Origin of the sequence: Pseudarthrobacter phenanthrenivorans (assembly GCF_000813845.1) — a bacterium.
In the GTDB taxonomy this organism is placed as follows: domain Bacteria; phylum Actinomycetota; class Actinomycetes; order Actinomycetales; family Micrococcaceae; genus Arthrobacter; species Arthrobacter phenanthrenivorans_B.
The window spans coordinates 17,933-35,963 of the sequence record NZ_JWTB01000023.1; the positions used below are offsets into that span (position 1 = coordinate 17,933).

General features: G+C 66.1%; 18 protein-coding genes. 4 read left to right on the plus strand and 14 right to left on the minus strand.

What is annotated here, in order from left to right:
* Positions 1 to 4: 4 nt before the first annotated feature.
* Entirely contained in the window at positions 5 to 1,345 is a 1,341-nt protein-coding gene (gene glnA / locus RM50_RS12310) for a type I glutamate--ammonia ligase (RefSeq protein ID WP_043453139.1), read from the minus strand.
* Positions 1,346 to 1,623: 278 nt separating this feature from the next.
* Here glnA and panB point away from each other — a divergent pair, with 278 nt between their 5' ends.
* Entirely contained in the window at positions 1,624 to 2,532 is a 909-nt protein-coding gene (gene panB / locus RM50_RS12315; RefSeq protein ID WP_043453023.1) for a 3-methyl-2-oxobutanoate hydroxymethyltransferase, read from the plus strand.
* 181 nt (positions 2,533 to 2,713) lie between these two features.
* Here panB and RM50_RS20695 read toward each other — a convergent pair whose 3' ends face one another.
* A complete protein-coding gene (locus RM50_RS20695) occupies positions 2,714 to 2,878 on the minus strand; it encodes an SPOR domain-containing protein (RefSeq protein WP_156133879.1) in 165 nt (54 codons plus the stop codon).
* A 119-nt stretch (positions 2,879 to 2,997) separates the two neighbouring features.
* Here RM50_RS20695 and map point away from each other — a divergent pair, with 119 nt between their 5' ends.
* Positions 2,998 to 3,876 carry a type I methionyl aminopeptidase gene (map, locus tag RM50_RS12320; protein ID WP_043453027.1) on the plus strand — a complete coding sequence of 293 codons (879 nt, stop codon included), beginning with the start codon at positions 2,998 to 3,000 and terminating at the stop codon, positions 3,874 to 3,876.
* Positions 3,877 to 3,986: 110 nt separating this feature from the next.
* Positions 3,987 to 4,790, plus strand: a complete 804-nt coding sequence (gene ppgK / locus RM50_RS12325; protein WP_043453142.1) for a polyphosphate--glucose phosphotransferase — start codon at positions 3,987 to 3,989, stop codon at positions 4,788 to 4,790.
* A gap of 51 nt (positions 4,791 to 4,841) precedes the next feature.
* Here the strand turns inward: ppgK and nrdR are convergent, their stop codons facing one another.
* The 3 genes from nrdR to RM50_RS12340 form a co-directional block, all read right to left on the minus strand.
* Positions 4,842 to 5,336, minus strand: a complete 495-nt coding sequence (gene nrdR, locus RM50_RS12330) for a transcriptional regulator NrdR (RefSeq protein ID WP_043453030.1) — start codon at positions 5,334 to 5,336, stop codon at positions 4,842 to 4,844.
* A 137-nt stretch (positions 5,337 to 5,473) separates the two neighbouring features.
* Complete coding sequence (gene hisD / locus RM50_RS12335) at positions 5,474 to 6,847, minus strand: histidinol dehydrogenase (protein ID WP_043453033.1); 1,374 nt, start codon at positions 6,845 to 6,847, stop codon at positions 5,474 to 5,476.
* Positions 6,848 to 6,851: 4 nt separating this feature from the next.
* Positions 6,852 to 7,385, minus strand: coding sequence for a hypothetical protein (locus RM50_RS12340; protein ID WP_043453035.1), 534 nt, complete (start codon positions 7,383 to 7,385; stop codon positions 6,852 to 6,854).
* Between the two features lie 127 nt (positions 7,386 to 7,512).
* Between RM50_RS12340 and RM50_RS12345 the strand changes: the two genes are divergently transcribed.
* On the plus strand, positions 7,513 to 8,013 hold the full coding sequence (locus RM50_RS12345) for a flavin reductase family protein (RefSeq protein WP_043453036.1): 501 nt from the start codon (positions 7,513 to 7,515) through the stop codon (positions 8,011 to 8,013).
* A gap of 84 nt (positions 8,014 to 8,097) precedes the next feature.
* On the opposite strand, the gene dnaE is transcribed toward RM50_RS12345, so the two are convergent.
* The 9 genes from dnaE to ftsZ all read right to left on the minus strand — a co-directional run bounded on the left by dnaE (position 8,098) and on the right by ftsZ (position 17,888).
* Positions 8,098 to 11,655, minus strand: coding sequence for a DNA polymerase III subunit alpha (dnaE, locus tag RM50_RS12350; RefSeq protein WP_043453039.1), 3,558 nt, complete (start codon positions 11,653 to 11,655; stop codon positions 8,098 to 8,100).
* Positions 11,656 to 11,702: 47 nt separating this feature from the next.
* On the minus strand, positions 11,703 to 12,629 hold the full coding sequence (locus tag RM50_RS12355) for an RluA family pseudouridine synthase (protein ID WP_043453040.1): 927 nt from the start codon (positions 12,627 to 12,629) through the stop codon (positions 11,703 to 11,705).
* Positions 12,622 to 13,194 carry a signal peptidase II gene (lspA, locus tag RM50_RS12360; protein WP_043453041.1) on the minus strand — a complete coding sequence of 191 codons (573 nt, stop codon included), beginning with the start codon at positions 13,192 to 13,194 and terminating at the stop codon, positions 12,622 to 12,624. Before lspA ends, RM50_RS12355 begins: the two co-directional genes overlap by 8 nt.
* Positions 13,195 to 13,288: 94 nt before the next feature.
* On the minus strand, positions 13,289 to 13,975 hold the full coding sequence (locus RM50_RS12365) for a DivIVA domain-containing protein (protein ID WP_043453043.1): 687 nt from the start codon (positions 13,973 to 13,975) through the stop codon (positions 13,289 to 13,291).
* Between the two features lie 175 nt (positions 13,976 to 14,150).
* Complete coding sequence (locus RM50_RS12370) at positions 14,151 to 14,438, minus strand: YggT family protein (protein WP_043453045.1); 288 nt, start codon at positions 14,436 to 14,438, stop codon at positions 14,151 to 14,153.
* Between the two features lie 135 nt (positions 14,439 to 14,573).
* The gene (locus RM50_RS12375; RefSeq protein WP_043453046.1) at positions 14,574 to 15,104 is read right to left on the minus strand and encodes a cell division protein SepF; all 531 of its coding nucleotides are present in this window, start codon (positions 15,102 to 15,104) and stop codon (positions 14,574 to 14,576) included.
* Between the two features lie 90 nt (positions 15,105 to 15,194).
* Positions 15,195 to 15,947 carry a YggS family pyridoxal phosphate-dependent enzyme gene (locus RM50_RS12380; RefSeq protein WP_043453047.1) on the minus strand — a complete coding sequence of 251 codons (753 nt, stop codon included), beginning with the start codon at positions 15,945 to 15,947 and terminating at the stop codon, positions 15,195 to 15,197.
* Positions 15,940 to 16,629, minus strand: coding sequence for a polyphenol oxidase family protein (locus RM50_RS12385; protein ID WP_043453049.1), 690 nt, complete (start codon positions 16,627 to 16,629; stop codon positions 15,940 to 15,942). The genes RM50_RS12380 and RM50_RS12385 overlap by 8 nt, the downstream gene beginning before the upstream one ends.
* Positions 16,630 to 16,637: 8 nt before the next feature.
* Positions 16,638 to 17,888, minus strand: coding sequence for a cell division protein FtsZ (gene ftsZ / locus RM50_RS12390; protein ID WP_043453052.1), 1,251 nt, complete (start codon positions 17,886 to 17,888; stop codon positions 16,638 to 16,640).
* Positions 17,889 to 18,031: the final 143 nt, after the last annotated feature.

Below are 18,031 nucleotides of genomic sequence, written 5' to 3' on the forward strand. Positions count from 1 at the left end.
GCACCTAGAGGATGCCGAGGTTGCGCTGCAGCTCGTAGGGCGTCACCTGCAGCCGGTAGTCCTGCCATTCCGCGCGCTTGTTGCGCAGGAAGTGCTCGTAGACCTGTTCACCCAGGATCTGCGGCATGAGCTCGGAGTCCTCCATGGAACGAATGGCGTCGTGCAGGCTGGCCGGAAGGGGATCGTGGCCCATGGCCCGGCGTTCCGCCGAGCTCAGCGACCAGACATCGTCCTCTGCCGCGGCCGGAAGGTCGTAGCCCTCCTCGATGCCCTTCAGGCCCGCACCGAGCAGCACGGCGTAGGCCAGGTACGGGTTGGCGGCAGAGTCGATTCCGCGGTACTCGATGCGGGCCGACTGGCCCTTGCCCGGCTTGTAGAGCGGGACGCGGACCAGGGCCGAACGGTTGTTGTGGCCCCAGCTCAGGTAGCTCGGTGCTTCGCCGCCGCCCCAGAGCCGCTTGTAGGAGTTGACGAACTGGTTGGTGACGGCGGTGAACTCCGGAGCGTGCTTGAGGATGCCGGCGATGAACTGGCGTGCTGTCTTGGACAGCTGGAACTCGGCGCCCGCCTCGAAGAACGCATTGCTGTCGCCTTCGAACAACGAGAAGTGGGTGTGCATGCCGGAGCCCGGGTGGTCCGTGAACGGCTTGGGCATGAAGGTGGCGTACGTGCCTTGCTGCAGCGCCACCTCCTTGATGACGGTGCGGAAGGTCATGATGTTGTCCGCCGTCTGCAGTGCGTCGGCGTAGCGGAGGTCGATCTCGTTCTGGCCCGGGCCGGCCTCATGGTGGCTGAACTCCACGGAGATGCCGACGGACTCGAGCATGGTCACCGCCGTGCGACGGAAATCCTGGGCCACGCCGCCGGGGACGTGGTCGAAGTAGCCGCCCTCATCCACCGGAACAGGAGCGCCGTTCGGGCCCGGCTCGCTCGACTTCAGCAGGTAGAACTCGATCTCGGGATGGGTATAGCAGGTGAAGCCCATGTCCGCGGCCTTGGCCAGGGTCCGCTTCAGCACGTTGCGGGGGTCCGCCGCCGAGGGCTCCCCGTCCGGGGTCAGGATGTCGCAGAACATCCGGGAGGTCTGCTCCGTTTCACCGCGCCACGGCAGGATCTGGAAGGTGGCAGGATCGGGCTGGGCCAGCATGTCCGATTCAAAGACACGCGCCAGGCCCTCGATCGAAGATCCGTCGAAGCCCAGGCCTTCCTCGAAGGCTCCCTCGACTTCGGCCGGCGCAAGCGCCACGGACTTCAGCGAACCCACCACATCGGTGAACCACAGGCGCACGAAACGCACGTCGCGCTCTTCGATTGTGCGCAGGACAAACTCTTGCTGGCGGTCCATGAAGGCCTCTTCTCCGGTCAACGTCCATGCTCCGGGTCCGCGCAATGGGGAGAACCGGCAGCAGTTCATCATCACTGTACTAATCATTCGGCCGTCGTGCTTGAGCCTGCGCCCCGCGTAACACAGCATTAACCTGGCGCGGCGCCCGGCCCCGCGGCGGTATCCGTCCCTTACCGCTTCAGGATGACCCCGCGCGCACCGCGGCTATGACGGTAATCACCGTCCTCGCGCAATGCGCGCGGTAGCTAGTACGGCGGGTACCGCACTACGCTCATCCCATGGCTTCCAGCAACAGCTCAGACTCCAGCGCGTCCGCAGAAGTACCCGCACCGTACGGCACCGGCCCCGGCACCCCGGCCAGTGCCGACGCCGCCGCCACAGCCGTCCGGAAGCCGGCCAGGGTCCGCATCCACCACCTGCAGCAGGCCAAGCGCGACGGCACGAAGTTCGCCATGCTCACCGCCTACGAGCAGTACACGGCCGAGATTTTCGATGCAGCCGGGATCGAGGTGCTCCTGGTGGGTGATTCGGCCTCCAACAACGTATTCGGCAACGAAACCAGCCTTCCGGTGACCGTGGATGAGCTGCTCCCCCTGTGCCGGGCCGTGGCCAGGACCGCAAAACGGGCCCTGGTGGTGGCGGACCTGCCGTTCGGCAGCTATGAGGTCAGTGCGGAGCAGGCCGTGGCCGCCGGTGTCCGGTTCCTGAAGGAAGGACTGGCACACGCGGTCAAGATCGAAGGCGGGAAGTACTACGCCCCCACGGTCCGCGCCATGGTCCAGGCGGGCATCCCGGTCATGGCGCACATCGGTTTCACCCCGCAGAGCGAACATGCTCTGGGCGGGTACCGGGTCCAGGGCCGCGGCGACGACGGCCAGCGGCTGATCGAGGATGCCCGCGCCCTTGCGGACGCCGGTGCATTCTGCGTGCTGATGGAAATGGTGCCCGCAGAGACGGCAGCGGCCGTTGATGCAGCCGTGGACGTACCCACCGTGGGCATCGGCGCCGGCAAGGAAACCACTGGGCAGGTCCTCGTCTGGCAGGACATGGCGGGTCTCAGGGGCGGCCGGATGGCCAAGTTCGTGAAGCAGTACGCGGACCTGCGCAACACGCTGCTCGACGCCGCTACCGCCTATGGGGACGACGTCCGGTCCGGCACGTTCCCCGGCCCGGAGCATTCCTTCTAAACTTTCAGCTTCGGCCCAACGGCCACGCGGAACTGGGACACTGACACAAATGCCCGGGACCTCCGCGTCCGGGCGGTATTCCGGAAGCGGACGTCAAGGTGAGGCCGCCAGCGGGCGAGGCAGTCCGCGGAGGAATGCCGTCACAACGCCCTGCCGCCCTGACGCCGGCCCACCCTACTGTTCAGTCGTCGTCACCCTTTTCCCAGGCCTCGTTGCGCGCCTTCACCTTTTCCAGGGCGTGCTCCGCTTCGGCCCGGGTCTTGTACGGCCCAATGAGCTGGCTCCAGTCCGACAGCCGGTCCTCTTCCACCTCGTGGGTCTTGACGTTGAACCAGTACTCAGTCATCGTTGCTCCTCGTTCCGGCGACAGGAATGCCGGGTGACCCACGTAACACAAACACTTACGCGTGCCCTCCGCCGCTTGTCGGTTGTTAGGCGTTCTGTGGTGCCTTATATGATCAATCTATGCCTTCCCTTGCCTCGACTGCACCCATTGGCACCCTCACCCCGGGTACCTTGAGTCCGCAGCGTCCCGTCCCGGCGTCCATCCCCCGTCCGGAGTATGTCGGCAAGCCTGCACCCGCCAAATTCACCGGCTCCGAGGTCAAGTCCGCGGAGACGATCGAAAAGATCCGGGTCGCGGGGAAAATCGCAGCCCAGGCCATCGTGGAAGTGGGCAAGCACATCCAGCCCGGCGTCACCACCGATGAGCTGGACAGGGTGGGGCACGAATTCCTGCTGGACCACCACGCCTACCCCTCCACCCTCGGCTACCGCGGATTCCCCAAGTCGCTGTGCTCCTCGCTGAACGAGGTCATCTGCCACGGCATCCCGGACAGCACCGTGGTCCAGGATGGTGACATCCTCAATATCGACATCACCGCCTTCATCAACGGCGTCCACGGCGACACCAACTACACCTTCCTGGTCGGCGACGTCGATGAGGAGTCGCGGCTGCTGGTGGAACGCACCCAGGAATCGCTGAACCGTGCGATCAAGGCGGTGGCCCCGGGACGCGAGATCAACGTCATCGGCCGCGCCATCCAGTCCTATGCCAAGCGTTTTGGCTACGGTGTGGTGCGTGACTTCACCGGCCACGGTGTCGGCGAAGCATTCCACACCGGGCTGATCATTCCGCACTACGACGCCGCCCCCGCCTACAACACCGTGATCGAGGCGGGGATGGTGTTCACCATCGAGCCGATGCTCACGCTGGGCACGGTGGAGTGGGACATGTGGAGCGACGACTGGACCGTGGTCACCCGGGACCGCAAACGCACCGCACAGTTCGAGCACACCCTGCTGGTCACGGAGACCGGCGCCGAAATCCTCACCCTGCCGTAGGCTGGCCCATGCCCGCACAGGGCATGGCCGCCGCCGCAGACCGGACCCTCTTTACGGGCTGCCAGTGGCTGCCCCTTTTCCTGCCCGCCCCTGTCAAGAACGGAATCCCATTGGCCAAGAAGGACGAGAAGTCGCACAAGAATGCACCGCTGATCGGCATCGACATCGGTGGAACAGGCATCAAGGGCGGCATTGTCGACCTGAAGAAGGGCAAGCTCCTCGGTGAGCGCTTCCGGGTACCCACCCCGCAGCCTGCCACTCCCGAGGCGGTCGCCGAGGCCGTGGCGCTGGTGGTGGCCGAGCTTTCGGCACGCCCGGAGGCTCCCGAGGCCGGCTCCCCCGTGGGTGTGACCTTCCCCGGCATCATCCAGCATGGCGTGGTGCACTCGGCCGCCAATGTGGATAAGAGCTGGCTGGACACCGACATCGACGCGCTCCTCACCGCCCGGCTTGGCAGGCCGGTAGAGGTCATCAACGACGCCGACGCGGCCGGCCTGGCAGAGGCCCGGTACGGCGCGGGTGCCGGCGTTTCCGGCACGGTGCTGGTGATCACCCTGGGCACGGGCATTGGCTCGGCCTTTATTTTCGACGGCAAACTGGTTCCCAACGCGGAGCTGGGCCACCTGGAAATTGACGGGTTCGATGCCGAATCCAAGGCGTCCGCCGTTGCCCGTGAACGCGACGGGCTGTCCTGGGATGAGTACAGCGTGCTGCTGCAGCGTTACTTCTCGCACGTCGAGTTCCTGTTCTCACCGGAACTGTTCATTGTGGGCGGCGGCATCTCCAAGCGCGCGGATGAGTACCTTCCCAACCTCAAGCTCCGCACGCCTATCGTCCCGGCTGTCCTGCGCAACGAGGCAGGCATCGTGGGAGCGGCGCTGGAAATCGCGCTGAAGCACAAACTGGCCAAGTAGGAGTGGTGCCGGTGGCGGCTGCGGCTTCCCCTCCGCTGCCGCCACCGGAGTCTAGAGCGGGCTCTTCTCGGAGCTCTTGGCAGCGCCCTTGGCGTCTTCCTCCGCCTCGTGGCGGAGCAACGCGATAGCGGTTTCGAAATCCTCCAGTGATTCGAACGCCTGGTAGACGCTGGCGAAACGCAGGTAGGCCACCTTGTCGAGTTTCTGCAGGGGTCCCAGGATCACCAGGCCGACCTCGTGCGCGTCGATTTCGGCTGCACCGGAGGAACGGATCTGTTCCTCCACTTCCTGCGCCAGCATGGCGAGATCGTCCTCGCTCACCGGGCGGCCCTGGCACGCCTTGCGCACCCCGTTGATGACCTTGCTGCGGCTGAACGGCTCCCCCACGCCGGACCGCTTGATGACGGAGAGGCTGGTGGTTTCGACCGTGGTGAAGCGGCGGCCGCATTCGGGACACTGCCTGCGGCGCCGGATGGCTGAACCGTCATCGGCCATGCGGCTGTCAACCACGCGGGAATCGGGGTTGCGGCAGAACGGACAGTACATGGCGGTCCCCCTTCACGCTCGTGGTCTGCGGTGCCTTGGAAGCCACGGGCACCGCCGGGGGGCGCTGCCGTGGCGTCTCCCAGTTTACGGCCAGATATGGGGTAATAACAATCCTGTAATTACTACATGTAGTGGTGTCACCCGTTGGCCGGGAAACGGGCCGTGACCGCGTCGCCGTGCGCCGGCAGGTCCTCGGCCCGGGAGAGGCTGACGATGTGCCCGCTGACCTGTTCCAGGGCTTCCCGGCTGTAGTTGATGACCTGGATGGCCCGCAGGAACGTGGTCACGTTCAGGCCCGAGGAGAAGGCAGCGGTGCCGCTGGTGGGCAGCACGTGGTTGGAGCCGGCGCAGTAGTCCCCCAGGCTTACCGGGCTGTAATCGCCGACGAAGATGGCTCCGGCGTTACGGATGCGCGCTGCCACACCTGCAGCGTCCCGGGTCATGATCTCCAGGTGCTCGGCCGCGTAGGCATCACAGGCAGCGATCCCCTGGTCCAGGCCGTCCACCAGCACCACGCCGGACTGCGGCCCGGACAGCGCCTCACGGACCCGGTCCGAGTGCTTGGTGGCAGCGGCCTGCCGTTCCAGTTCCGCACGGACTTCCGTGGCCAGTTCCTCGGAGTCGGTGATGAGGACCGATGCCGCCTTGGGATCGTGCTCGGCCTGGCTGAGCAGGTCTGCGGCCACCAGCGCGGGCTGGGCGGAATCATCGGCCAGGATGGCGATCTCCGTGGTTCCTGCCTCGGAGTCGATGCCCACGACGCCCTTGACCAGGCGCTTGGCCGTGGCGACGAAGATGTTGCCGGGGCCGGTCACCACGTCCACGGGCTCCAGGGCAGGACCGGCCTCCGTTGCCTCGATGCCATAGGCGAAAGCCGCAATCGCCTGTGCGCCGCCGATGGCATAGACCTCGGTGATGCCCAGCAGTGCCGCCGCAGCGAGGATGGTGGGGTGCGGGAGGCCGCCGAATTCCTTCTGCGGCGGCGAGGCCAGGGCAATGGACTCCACGCCGGCCGCCAACGCCGGCACCACGTTCATGACCACGGAGGACGGGTACACGGCGAGCCCGCCGGGAACGTAGAGCCCGACACGCCCAACAGGCACCCAGTTCTGGCTGACCACGGCGCCGTCACCGAGCTCCACGTCGACGTTGCGGGGGCGCTGCCCGTCGGCGAACTTCCGGGCCCGGCTGATGGATTCCTCCAGGGCGGCCCGCACGGCAGGGTCCAGCCCGTCCAGGGCGGCGGCGAGCGCCTCCCTGGGGACCAGCGGATGCTCCTGCGCCACGCCGTCGAACTTCTCCGCCAGCTCAGCCAGCGCGGCAACGCCGCGTTGGCGGACGTCCGCGATGATGGCCAGGACCTTCTCCTCCGCGTCGGCCATGGTGTGGCCCTGGGCGCGGGGAACGGCGGCACGCAGGGCCGCAAGGGTCATGCTGCGGCCCCGAAGGTCGATGGTGCGGAAATCGACGGCGGCGGTTACGGAGGCGGGAAGATCCGGGGAAGTGGTCACCGGTCTATTTTAGGGGGCTGAACCCTGTGGCTGTTCCGGTGCCGCCCGCGTGCGGCTTCCTGCCGCCGGCGCCTACGAGTTCCAGGATGAAGACGGACACCGCCGTGGCGGCGGGCCACAGCAGCAGGACCGGCCAGGCCCGGAGGGAAAAGGCGATGCTGGCATTCGCCGAGGCATCGACGGCCGGGCCCCATAACCGGGCCACCAGGACCCCTGTCCCCCATGCCACGGCGCTGCCGGCCAGCGCTCCGGCCAGCCCCGTCAACAGTGCGGCCTGCGGATCCGGCCGCTTTCCATCCGCCAGGAACACCGCAAGGAGGCAACCGGCCAGCACCAGGATCCCAGCAAGCGTCAGGTCGCGGGGCAGCCAGACCAAGGGGACGGTGCCCGAGGACAGTGCGGGATCCCGCGTGACAAGGTTCAGGCCGCCTGGAGCCAGGATCCACCACAGGAGTCCGGCCGGGATGCCCGCCGCCGCGGGTACCAGCAGCAGGGACCAGGGCAGCAGCCGCCTGGCGGGGCGGGCAGAGTTCGTCATGCAACACACCTTAACAAAGCTTCCTGCGGGATATCCCAACTACTGCGGCAGCGGCAGGTTTTCCTGCCGCGACCATGGACCAATACGCTTGGAGGAAGAGTTACACCACCTAGTGCAGGAGTCCCCGGTGACCGACAACAGCGAGCCGTTCGAGCAGACGTTCAGGGAGATGTTCCGCCGGCACGCCGCCGGCGTGGCCATCATCACCGTGAACTACCAGGACGAGCCCTACGGCTTCACCGCCACTTCCGTCGCCTCGTTGTCCGCCAAGCCGCCGCGCTTCACCTTCAACATGGCGCGCAGTTCCAGGTCCTGGCCGGCGGTCGCCAACACCCAGTACCTCGGGGTCCACATGCTGGGGCTGGAGAACCAGGAACTGGCGGCGCGCTTCGCCCGCCCCGGCAACCGGTTCGAAGGCAACCACTGGGAGGTTGGCCCGCATGGCGTCCCCATCCTCAAGGACGTGGCGGGCTGGCTGATCGGGGAGGTTCAGATGCGGCTCTCGTTCGAAAACAACGCGGTGGTGGTGGTCCAGGTGGTGGACGGCCAGGTGGGCGGTGAAGGAACGCCCCTGCTCTACCATGGCGGCGCCTACGGGCAGCCGATGCCGCTGGACTACGAAATCTAGGCCCCGGCTTACCGCAGGAAGCCACAAGGCGGACGACGGCGGGAGGTGCTTCCCGCCGTCGTCCGCCTTTCGCGTGGAGCCGTCCTAGGCGTCCAGGCAGGCAGGTCCCAGCAGGACCTTGAGGTCGCCAAACAGCGACGGACTGGGGTTCACCCGCAGGTGCACCGGCAGGCCCATGATTTCGGTGCGGGTATCGCCCTGCAGGTGGAGCCTGACCTCCGAGTTGCCGCGGTGGGTGCGCAGCACGTCGCCAAGTTCCGTGACCACGGCCTCGGTGGCCTTATGGGTGGGCATGGTGATCACCAGTGGTCCGTGCAGGCCCTCGCTGAGGTCCGGAACGGACAGTTCCATGCAGTTCAGTGTGATGGCACCGTCGTCGCGCTTCTGCAGGCGGCCCTTGACCACCACGATCAGGTCCTCGGCGAGCACGGAGGCGATGGGTCCGTAGACCTGGCCGAAGAACATCACCTCGATCGAACCGCCCAGGTCCTCCACCTCGGCACGGGCATAGGCGTTGCCGCTGGCCTTTGCGATGCGGCGGCTCAGGGACGTGATCATGCCGGCGATGGTGATAATGGCGCCGTCCTGCGGCCCGTCCTCGCCCAGGATCGTGGTAATGCTCATCTCCGCGTGCTGGCTCAGCAGGCCTTCCAGGCCCTGCAGCGGGTGGTCGGAGACGTACAGGCCCAGCATGTCCCGTTCGAACGAGAGTTTGTCCTTCTTCTCCCATTCGGGCAGGTCGGGGATCTCGATGCTCAGCGAGGCCTCCGACTCCGCCTCCTCGAACCCGGCGAAGAGGTCGAACTGGCCGATGGCCTCGTTGCGCTTGAGCGTGATGACGGAGTCGATGGCCTCTTCATGGACCATCGCAAGGGCCCGGCGGTGGTGGCCCAGTGAATCGAAGGCGCCGGACTTGATAAGGGATTCGATGGTGCGCTTGTTGCACACCACTGCCGGAACCTTCATCAGGAAATCCTTGAAGGATGTGAACGCACCCTCGCTTTCGCGGGCGGCCACCATGGCCTCCACCGCGTTGGCACCCACGTTGCGGATGGCACCCATGCCGAAGCGGATGTCGTTCCCCACGGGGGTGAAGTTCAGCGCGGACTCGTTGACGTCCGGCGGCAGCACCGTAATGCCCATCCGGCGGCATTCGTTGAGGTAGATGGCGGACTTGTCCTTGTCATCGCCCACGGAGGTCAGCAGAGCGGCCATGTATTCAGGCGCATAATGCGCCTTTAGGTACGCGGTCCAATAGGAGATCACGCCATACGCGGCCGAGTGGGCCTTGTTGAAGGCGTAGTCGGAGAACGGAAGCAGGATGTCCCAGAGGGTCTTGACCGCCTCCATGGAGTAGCCGTTGTCCTGCATGCCCTGGGAGAATCCGGCGAACTGCTTGTCCAGTTCCGACTTCTTCTTCTTGCCCATGGCGCGGCGCAGGATGTCTGCCTGGCCCAGCGAGTAGCCCGCCAGCTTCTGCGCCACGGCCATGACCTGTTCCTGGTACACAATCAGGCCATAGGTGCCGCCCAGGATCTCCTTGAGGGGTTCCTCCAGCTCCGGGTGGATCGGAATGACTTCCTGCACGCCGTTCTTGCGCAGCGCGTAATCGGTGTGGGCGTTGGCGCCCATGGGACCCGGACGGTAGAGCGCCAGCACGGCGGAGATGTCTTCGAAGTTGTCAGGCTTCATGAGCTTCAGCAGCGACCGCATGGGGCCGCCGTCGAGCTGGAAGACGCCCAGGGTGTCGCCGCGGGCAAGGAGCTCGTAGGATGCGGCGTCGTCCAGTTCGAGGTTCTCGAGGTCCAGGTCGATGCCGCGGTTCATCTTGATGTTCTCAAGGGCGTCCGAAATGATCGTCAGGTTCCGCAGGCCCAGGAAGTCCATCTTGATCAGGCCCAGGCCCTCGGACGTCGGGTAGTCGAACTGGGTGATCACCTGGCCGTCCTGGAAACGGCGCATGATCGGGATGACGTCGATGATGGGGTCCGAGGACATGATCACACCGGCGGCGTGCACGCCCCACTGGCGCTTCAGGCCCTCGATGCCCAGGGCGGTCTCAAAGACCTTGGCTGCCTCCGGGTCGGTGGCGATCAACTGGCGGAAGTCCCCCGCCTCGCTGTAGCGCTTGGCTTCAGGATTCTGGATGTCGGCCAGCGGAATGTCCTTGGCCATCACCGCAGGCGGCAGCGCCTTGGTCAGCTGCTCGCCCATGCTGAAGGGGTAGCCCAGCACGCGGGAAGAGTCCTTGAGTGCCTGCTTCGTCTTGATGGTGCCGTACGTGACGATCATGGCCACGCGCTCGTCGCCGTACTTCCGGGTCACATAGTCGATGACCTCGGGGCGGCGGCGGTCATCGAAGTCGACGTCGAAGTCGGGCATGGAGACGCGGTCCGGGTTGAGGAACCGTTCGAAGATCAGGCCGTGGCGCAGGGGGTCGAGGTCAGTGATGCGCATGGCGTAGGCCACCATGGAGCCTGCACCGGAGCCACGGCCCGGCCCCACGCGGATGCCGTTGTTCTTGGCCCAGTTGATGAAGTCGGCAACCACCAGGAAGTAGCCGGGGAAGCCCATGGACGTGATGACGCCGAGTTCGTAGTCGGCCTGCTTGCGGACCTCGTCCGGGATGCCGCCCGGATAACGGTACTTCAGGCCCTTGTCCACTTCCTTGACCAGCCAGGAGGTCTCGTCCTCGCCCGGCGGGCAGGGGAAGCGGGGCATGTAGTTGGCGTCCGTGTTGAAGGACACCTCGCAGCGCTCCGCGATCAGGAGCGTGTTGTCGCAGGCATCCGGGTGGTCGCGGAAGAGCTCGCGCATCTCGCGCGGCGACTTGAGGTAGTAGCCGCTGCCGGAGAACGCGAAGCGCGAGCCGCCGTTGTCGTAGGTCGGCTCCAGCAGGGTGGAGCCGGACTGGATGGCCAGCAGGGCCTCGTGCGCCTTGGCGTCGTGCTCGTGGGTGTAGTGCAGGTCGTTGGTGGCCACCAGCGGCAGGTTCAGTTCCTTGGCCAGCCGCAGCAGGTCGCCGGTGACCCGCCGCTCGATGTCCAGCCCGTGGTCCATCAGTTCGCAGAAGTAGTTTTCCGCGCCGAAGATGTCCCGGAACTCGGCCGCGGCTTCCAGCGCTTCACGGTACTGGCCGAGCCTGAGGCGGGTCTGGACCTCCCCGGACGGGCAGCCAGTGGTGGCGATCAGGCCTTCGGAGTAGGTGTTCAGCAGCTCCCGGTCCAGGCGGGGCCATTTGCCGAAGACCGAGTCCAGGGACGCGATGGATGAGGCACGGAAGAGGTTCCGCATGCCCACATTGTTGTAGCTCAGGAGCGTCATGTGCGTGTACGAACCACCACCGGACACATCGTCCTTGCGCTGGGATTCGTCGCCCCAGCGCACGCGTTCCTTGTCGGTCCGGGCGGTGCCGGGGGTCACATAAGCTTCGACGCCGATGATCGGCTTGATCCCCTTGGCCTGGGCCTTCTGCCAGAAATCGAAGGCGCCGAACAGGTAGCCGTGGTCCGTGGTGGCCAGGGCAGGCATGCCCAGGCGTTCGGTTTCGTCGAACAGCTCCCCCAGGCGGGCTGCTCCATCCAGCATGGAATATTCGGTGTGGGTGTGCAGGTGGACGAACGAATCATTGCTGGAACTCACCGGACCATTCTAAGCGCTGCACGCGGCCGGACCCGGCAAGCCGGGGGTCAGGCCTGGCCCGATTCCAGCACTTCCAGTGCGTAGGCAAGGTCCTGCGGGTACCCGCTGGTGACCGTCACCCGCTCCCCTGTCACGGGGTGGTCGAAGGCCAGTTGGCGGGCGTGCAGCCATTGCCGGGTAAGACCCAGGTTGGCCGCGAGCCGGGGGTCGGCACCATAGGTCAGGTCTCCGGCGCACGGGTGGCGCAGGGCGGAGAAGTGGACCCTGATCTGGTGGGTGCGGCCGGTCTCAAGATGGACCTCCACCAGGCTTGCCTTGCCGAAGGCCTCCAGGACTTCGTAATGGGTTACCGACGGGCGGCCGTCCTCGATCACGGCAAAGCGCCAGTCATGTCCCGGGTGGCGGCCAATGGGGGCGTCGATGGTGCCGGTCAGCGGGTCAGGGAGTCCCTGCACAACTGCGTGGTAGACCTTGTCCACGGTGCGTTCCTTGAAGGCCCGCTTCAGCGCGGTGTACGCCCGCTCCGATTTCGCCACGACCATCACACCCGACGTGCCGACGTCGAGCCGGTGCACGATGCCTGCACGCTCGGGAGCGCCCGAGGTGGAAATGCGGTAGCCGGCGGCGGCGAGCCCGCCCACCACGGTGGGCCCTACCCAGCCGGGCGATGGATGGGCTGCGACGCCAACGGGTTTGTCGACGACGACGAAATCATCGTCGTCGAGCAGGATATCCAGGCCTTCCACAACTTCCTCCACGACTTCCAGGGGGTCCCGGCGTTCCGGGATGGTGACGTCCAGGACGTCGCCGGCCACGAGCTTCGCCGACTTGCCCAGGGCCTTGCCCCGGTTCAGGACGTGGCCTTCGGCCAGCAGGGCCGCGGCGACGGAGCGCGATACCCCCAGCAGGCCGGCCAGCCCGGCATCGGCCCGGGTTCCGGCGTACTCGCCGGAGACGGTGATCCGCTCACTCATGGCCGGGCTTGTCCTTGTGCGCGCTGCCCAACCGGGTGCCGTCCAGGGCGATCCCGCGGATGGTCAGGATGCAGATGATGGCGACGGCGGACACAACGGCGGAGTCTGCGATGTTGAATATCGCGAAGTTGGGAAGCTGGATGAAGTCCACCACGTGTCCCATGCCAAAGGATGGCTCCCGGAAGAGCCTGTCGGTCAGGTTGCCCAGGGCTCCGCCCAGCAGCAGGCCCAAGGCCAGGGACCACCAGGCCGAGCCGAGCCGTCGGACCTGGAACAGAATCGCGATGGCGACCCCGGCCATGATGATCGAGAACACCCAGGTGACGTTCTCGCCGATGGAAAACGCGGCCCCGGAGTTGCGGATGAAATACCAGTGCAGCAGTGGAGGCAGCACGGGAATGCGTTCCCCTTCCACCATGGTGGAAGTCACCCACAGCTTGGTCAGCTGGTCCAGGACATAGGCGAAGACCGCGAACCCCGCGAACAGGGACAGCAGCACAGCCCGGCGGGGCCGGTGCGTGGGTGGGACAGGGCGTGCCGCGTCCGCGGCAAGTTCGTCAGTCATGGTGCTTTCAATTCGGGGGAACTGGGGTTCAATGCCAAAAGCCGGTGGCCGAGGAATCCTCAGCCACCGGCTTTCAGAATACGTGCTGCCAGGCTTAGTTGGCTTCGCTGACTTCCGGGGTTGCCACGGAGCCACGGGCTTCGAGGTCGCGGAGCTGGCCCTCGATGTAGGCCTTCAGGCGTGAGCGGTAGTCGCGTTCGAAGCCGCGGAGCTGCTCCACCTTGCGTTCCAGCACGGAGCGCTGCTGCTCCAGTGCACCGAGGATCTTGCGGGACTTCTCCTGCGCGTCGTTGACGAGGCTGCTGGCTTCGATCTGCGCTTCGGCGATGATCTTGTCCTTCTGGGCCTGGCCGTCGGCGACGTGGCGGTCGTGCATCTGCTGGGCCATGGCCAGCAGGCCGGCCGCGGATTCAGCGGAAGGAGTGGCGACGGAAGCGGGCGCGGCCGGTGCGGCGGCAGCCGGAGCAGCCGGCTGGACGTCCTTCTTCTTGTTGGCTTCGGCAGCCTTCGCCTCGGCTTCGGCCTTCTCGCGGGCCTCGTCCTTGTCGGCCTTGACCGGCGCGGGGACCTTTTCCACCACGGGGGCTCCGGCGGAGCTTGCCGGAACGCTGGAACCGGCTTCGGCGAGCTTCTTGCGGAGCTCGTCGTTTTCCTGGTTCAGGCGGCGGAGTTCAACGACGATTTCGTCCAGGAAGTCGTCAACCTCGTCCTGGTCATAGCCCTCGCGGAACTTGGTGGGCTGAAAGCGCTTGTTGACAACGTCTTCTGGCGTCAAAGCCATCTGGTCACCTCACTGGTCTGGTTAGTCAGTAGGCCTTCCGGCCGTCAAAACTACGGTACCTAAATTTGGTCTGCTTACTCTAATTCAACACTGCGGTGTCAAACGGGAGGGTTCTTCGCTTTACAGTAGCTGTTCCGGGAAGGATCGGACTGCATTGCTGGGTCTAATTGGTGTTTCAGGCCAGGCCCCTGGTGACGCTCATGGCAATGCTGACACCGATGAACAGAATCAGGAAGCCCAGGTCCAGGGAGACGCCGCCAAGCCGGAGCGGCGGGATCAGCCGCCGCAGTCCCTTGAGTGGCGGGTCGGTGATGGAGTACACGGCGTGCGCCACCACCAGGGCCGCGCCCCGGGGGCGCCATTCCCGCGCGAACATCTGCACCCAGTCGAAGACCAGGCGGATAATGAGGGCTACGAAGAACAGCAGCAGGGCGAGATAGAGAAGTCCGAAAACAATTCCCATGACTTATTCCAGATCTCCATGTTCATGCGGTGCCTCCGTGGCGGAGTCCGCTGCGTCTACCGCTGTTGTCTTGTCTATTTCAGCACAGATGCCAGACAGGTGTCCCTGCCTGGCATCTGATAGCAGCCCTGGAGCTTAGCTTTGGTTGAAGAAGCTGGCCTGCGTGTCGCTGGCCTTCTTATCGTCACCGATGACTTCCACGTAGGACGGTGAGAGAAGAAACACCTTGTTGGTGACCCGCTCGATGCTTCCGCGCAGGCCGAAAACCAGCCCTGCGGAGAAGTCAACCAGGCGCTTCGCGTCAGCCTCGCCCATGTCCGTGACGTTCATGATCACCGGAATACCGTCGCGGAAACTTTCACCGATGAGCTTGGCGTCGTTGTAGGAACGCGGGTGGATGGTGGTGATCTGGCGCAGGCCGGTGTTCTCTTCGCGGCTCGAGGCCGCGCGCTTTATGGGGGTCACAGGGGCGCGGTATTCCTCTTCAGGGGCGTAGGACGCCTCGCGGCTGACTTCGCGGACGGGTGCCGGAGCGCGGCGTTCCTCGCGGTCAACTTCCATCGGTTCGTCCTCATCCTTACGTGTGGTCTGGTGCTCGGACTCGTAATGCTCATCGCCGTCGGCGAGCCCAAGATAGATCATTGTCTTGCGCAGAGCGCCGGCCATGGTCGACTCCTAATCGTGTCCCGTAAGCGGGCCGCCCAATGACTTGACAGCACTGGAGTCCCCCGCCCATCACTTCCAATAGGACCGACGCTACCCCACGGCGGGACGGGAACCGAGAATATCGGAACCGATTCGCAGGTGTGTCGCCCCGAACTTAATGGCCGCCTCAAGGTCCTGGCTCATGCCCGCCGAGATTGCCGTGGCCCCGGGGTGCGTTGCCACCAGCAGGGCCGAGATCCCGGCCAGTTTTTCGAAGGCCGGTTCCGGCGGCGCCCCCAGCGGTGCCACCGCCATGACGCCGGCGAGGTTCAGTCCGGTCGATCCGGCGATCTGCTCTGCCAGGGCCGGGACATCGGCGGGAGCCGCCCCGCCCCGGTTCGTGCCGGCGTCCTCCTCGAGGCTGACCTGGATAAAGCAGTCCAGCGGGGCACGGCCGGTGCTCTCGATCCCGACCCGGACCGCCTTTGCCAGGGCTTCCACCAGTTGCGGACGGTCGACGGAGTGGACGGCTGCGGCGTAACGGGCCACGGACTTGGCTTTTTTGGTCTGCAGCTGGCCCACAAAGTGCCACGTCAGCGGCAGGTCAGCCAGTTCCAGGGCCTTCGCTGCGGCTTCCTGGTCCCGGTTTTCGCCGACGTCCCGGACGCCAAGGCCGGCAAGGCGGCGGATGTCCTCTGCCGGATGGAACTTGGTGACCACGATGAGGGCTGGAAGCCGGCCGCCGCGGCCGGCGCCGGCGGCTGCCGCAGCGATCCGCTTCCGCACAGCCGCAAGCCGCTGCTCAAGTTCTGCCGTCCGCGGGTCCAGGTCCTGCCGCTGCCCGGCGCCCAACGGCTCAGTCATGGCACCAGAGCAGGCCGGCGAAGCGGCCTGTGGTGGGATTCCGGCGGTAGGAGTAGAGGGTTTCCGTCTCAAGGGTGCATCCACCGGTGTACTCGACCTCCACCCCGGCAGCCTCGAGCTGGCTTCGGGCGCCGGCGGGAAGGTCCAGGGCAGGAGTTCCCCAGGAGGTTGTGCTCCGGGTAGCCGGCACCGCGGCCGCCACCTCATCGCGCAGGGCGGCTGGAACCTCGTAGCAGGCGCCGCAGATCGAGGGACCCAGCCACGCCCGGATCCGGGTGGCGCCCAGGGATGCCATGGTGTCAACGGCTGCGGGGATGACTCCCTGCGCAATTCCGGGGCGGCCGGCGTGGACGGCGGCCAGGACCGGTCCGGCGCCGGACTCGCCCGCGAGCAGCACAGGAATGCAATCCGCCACCATCACCGCCAGCGGCAGTCCCCGCGACACCATCGCGTCGGCTTCCGGGGCAGGCGTTTTCGCATCCATGAGGGCCACGGTGGTGCCGTGGACCTGGTTCATGAAACGCAGCGACCGGGACGCCAGTCCAATGGAGTGCTCCAGGCGTTCGCGGCGCATGTGCACGGCGGCGGGGTCGTCCCCCACATGCAGGGCAAGGTTCCCTGCCTGCGCATCGGTGAATGCGGCCGACACCCCGGGAAGGATGTCGGCCCGCCAATGGAACAAGCGGCTGCCTACTTCAGGAAGTCGGGGACATCCAGGTCATCCGGGTGGGTTCCGGTCAGGTCCGGCTCCACCACGGAGGGCAGGTCGACGTCGAAGCCCGAGTCGGCAGGGACGGCCGTGGGACGCTGCTGGCCCCAGTTGCTGAGGCCGGCCGCGCCGACGCCGGCGTGGACCGGCTGGGTGTTCTGCTGGTGGTTGCCGCCCTGGTGGTTTCCGCCCTGCTGGTGGGCGGAGGCGGGAGCAGCTGCAGGCGCTGCCGGCCGCTGGGGTGCCACCTGCGGCTGCGACTGGTCCATGGAGGGCGAGGTGGCCTTGACGTCGTCGAAGCCGGCCGCGATCACGGTGACGCGCGCTTCATCGCCAAGGGCGTCGTCGATGACCGCGCCGAAGATGATGTTGGCTTCGGGGTGGGCCACTTCCTGGACAAGGCGGGCGGCCTCGTTGATTTCGAACAGGCCGAGGTCGGAACCACCCTGGATGGACAGCAGCACGCCGTGGGCGCCGTCGATGGAGGCTTCCAGCAGCGGCGAGGCGATGGCCAGTTCGGCCGCCTTCACGGCGCGGTCTTCGCCGCGGGCCGAGCCGATACCCATGAGGGCCGAGCCTGCACCCTGCATGACGGACTTGACGTCCGCGAAGTCCAGGTTGATCAGGCCCGGGGTGGTGATGAGGTCGGTGATGCCCTGCACACCGGACAGCAGGACCTGGTCGGCGGAGCGGAAGGCGTCCAGGACGGAGACGTTGCGGTCGCTGATGGAGAGCAGGCGGTCGTTGGGGATCACGATCAGGGTGTCCACCTCGTCCCGCAGGGCGTCGATGCCGGCCTCCGCGGAACCGGCGCGGCGGCGGCCTTCGAAGGTGAAGGGGCGGGTGACCACGCCAATGGTCAGGGCGCCGAGGGAGCGCGCGATCCGGGCCACGACGGGCGCGCCGCCGGTGCCGGTGCCGCCGCCTTCGCCGGCGGTCACGAAGACCATGTCGGCACCGCGCAGGACTTCCTCGATCTCGTCGGCGTGGTCTTCGGCAGCCTGCTTGCCCACTTCGGGGTTGGCGCCGGCGCCGAGGCCGCGGGTCAGCTCGCGTCCGACGTCGAGCTTCACGTCGGCGTCGCTCATGAGCAGGGCCTGGGCGTCGGTGTTGATGGCGATGAATTCAACACCCCTGAGGCCGACCTCGATCATGCGGTTGACTGCGTTCACGCCACCGCCGCCGATGCCGACGACTTTGATGACGGCCAAGTAATTCTGCGGAGCTGCCACGTTACGTGTCCCTTGTTCGTGTCTTATTGCGAAAACTGATGGAGAGCTTGAAGGCTGCAACTTTAACCTTCGAGTTGAAGGTTATAGTTATGTCAAGTAACTCTTGTCTGTGACGGTATTTCCTCTGGTGCACACATTCAATA

Coding starts and splice junctions, on each gene's coding strand:
- RM50_RS12375 (WP_043453046.1), bottom strand. CDS start 15,104: ATGGCCGGCGCTCTGCGCAAGACAATGATCTATCTTGGGCTCGCCGAC.
- RM50_RS12355 (WP_043453040.1), bottom strand. CDS start 12,629: ATGAGTGAGCGGATCACCGTCTCCGGCGAGTACGCCGGAACCCGGGCC.
- RM50_RS12340 (WP_043453035.1), bottom strand. CDS start 7,385: ATGACGAACTCTGCCCGCCCCGCCAGGCGGCTGCTGCCCTGGTCCCTG.
- RM50_RS12370 (WP_043453045.1), bottom strand. CDS start 14,438: ATGGGAATTGTTTTCGGACTTCTCTATCTCGCCCTGCTGCTGTTCTTC.
- panB (WP_043453023.1), top strand. CDS start 1,624: ATGGCTTCCAGCAACAGCTCAGACTCCAGCGCGTCCGCAGAAGTACCC.
- lspA (WP_043453041.1), bottom strand. CDS start 13,194: ATGACTGACGAACTTGCCGCGGACGCGGCACGCCCTGTCCCACCCACG.
- nrdR (WP_043453030.1), bottom strand. CDS start 5,336: ATGTACTGTCCGTTCTGCCGCAACCCCGATTCCCGCGTGGTTGACAGC.
- RM50_RS12365 (WP_043453043.1), bottom strand. CDS start 13,975: ATGGCTTTGACGCCAGAAGACGTTGTCAACAAGCGCTTTCAGCCCACC.
- map (WP_043453027.1), top strand. CDS start 2,998: ATGCCTTCCCTTGCCTCGACTGCACCCATTGGCACCCTCACCCCGGGT.
- glnA (WP_043453139.1), bottom strand. CDS start 1,345: ATGGACCGCCAGCAAGAGTTTGTCCTGCGCACAATCGAAGAGCGCGAC.
- RM50_RS20695 (WP_156133879.1), bottom strand. CDS start 2,878: ATGACTGAGTACTGGTTCAACGTCAAGACCCACGAGGTGGAAGAGGAC.
- RM50_RS12380 (WP_043453047.1), bottom strand. CDS start 15,947: ATGACTGAGCCGTTGGGCGCCGGGCAGCGGCAGGACCTGGACCCGCGG.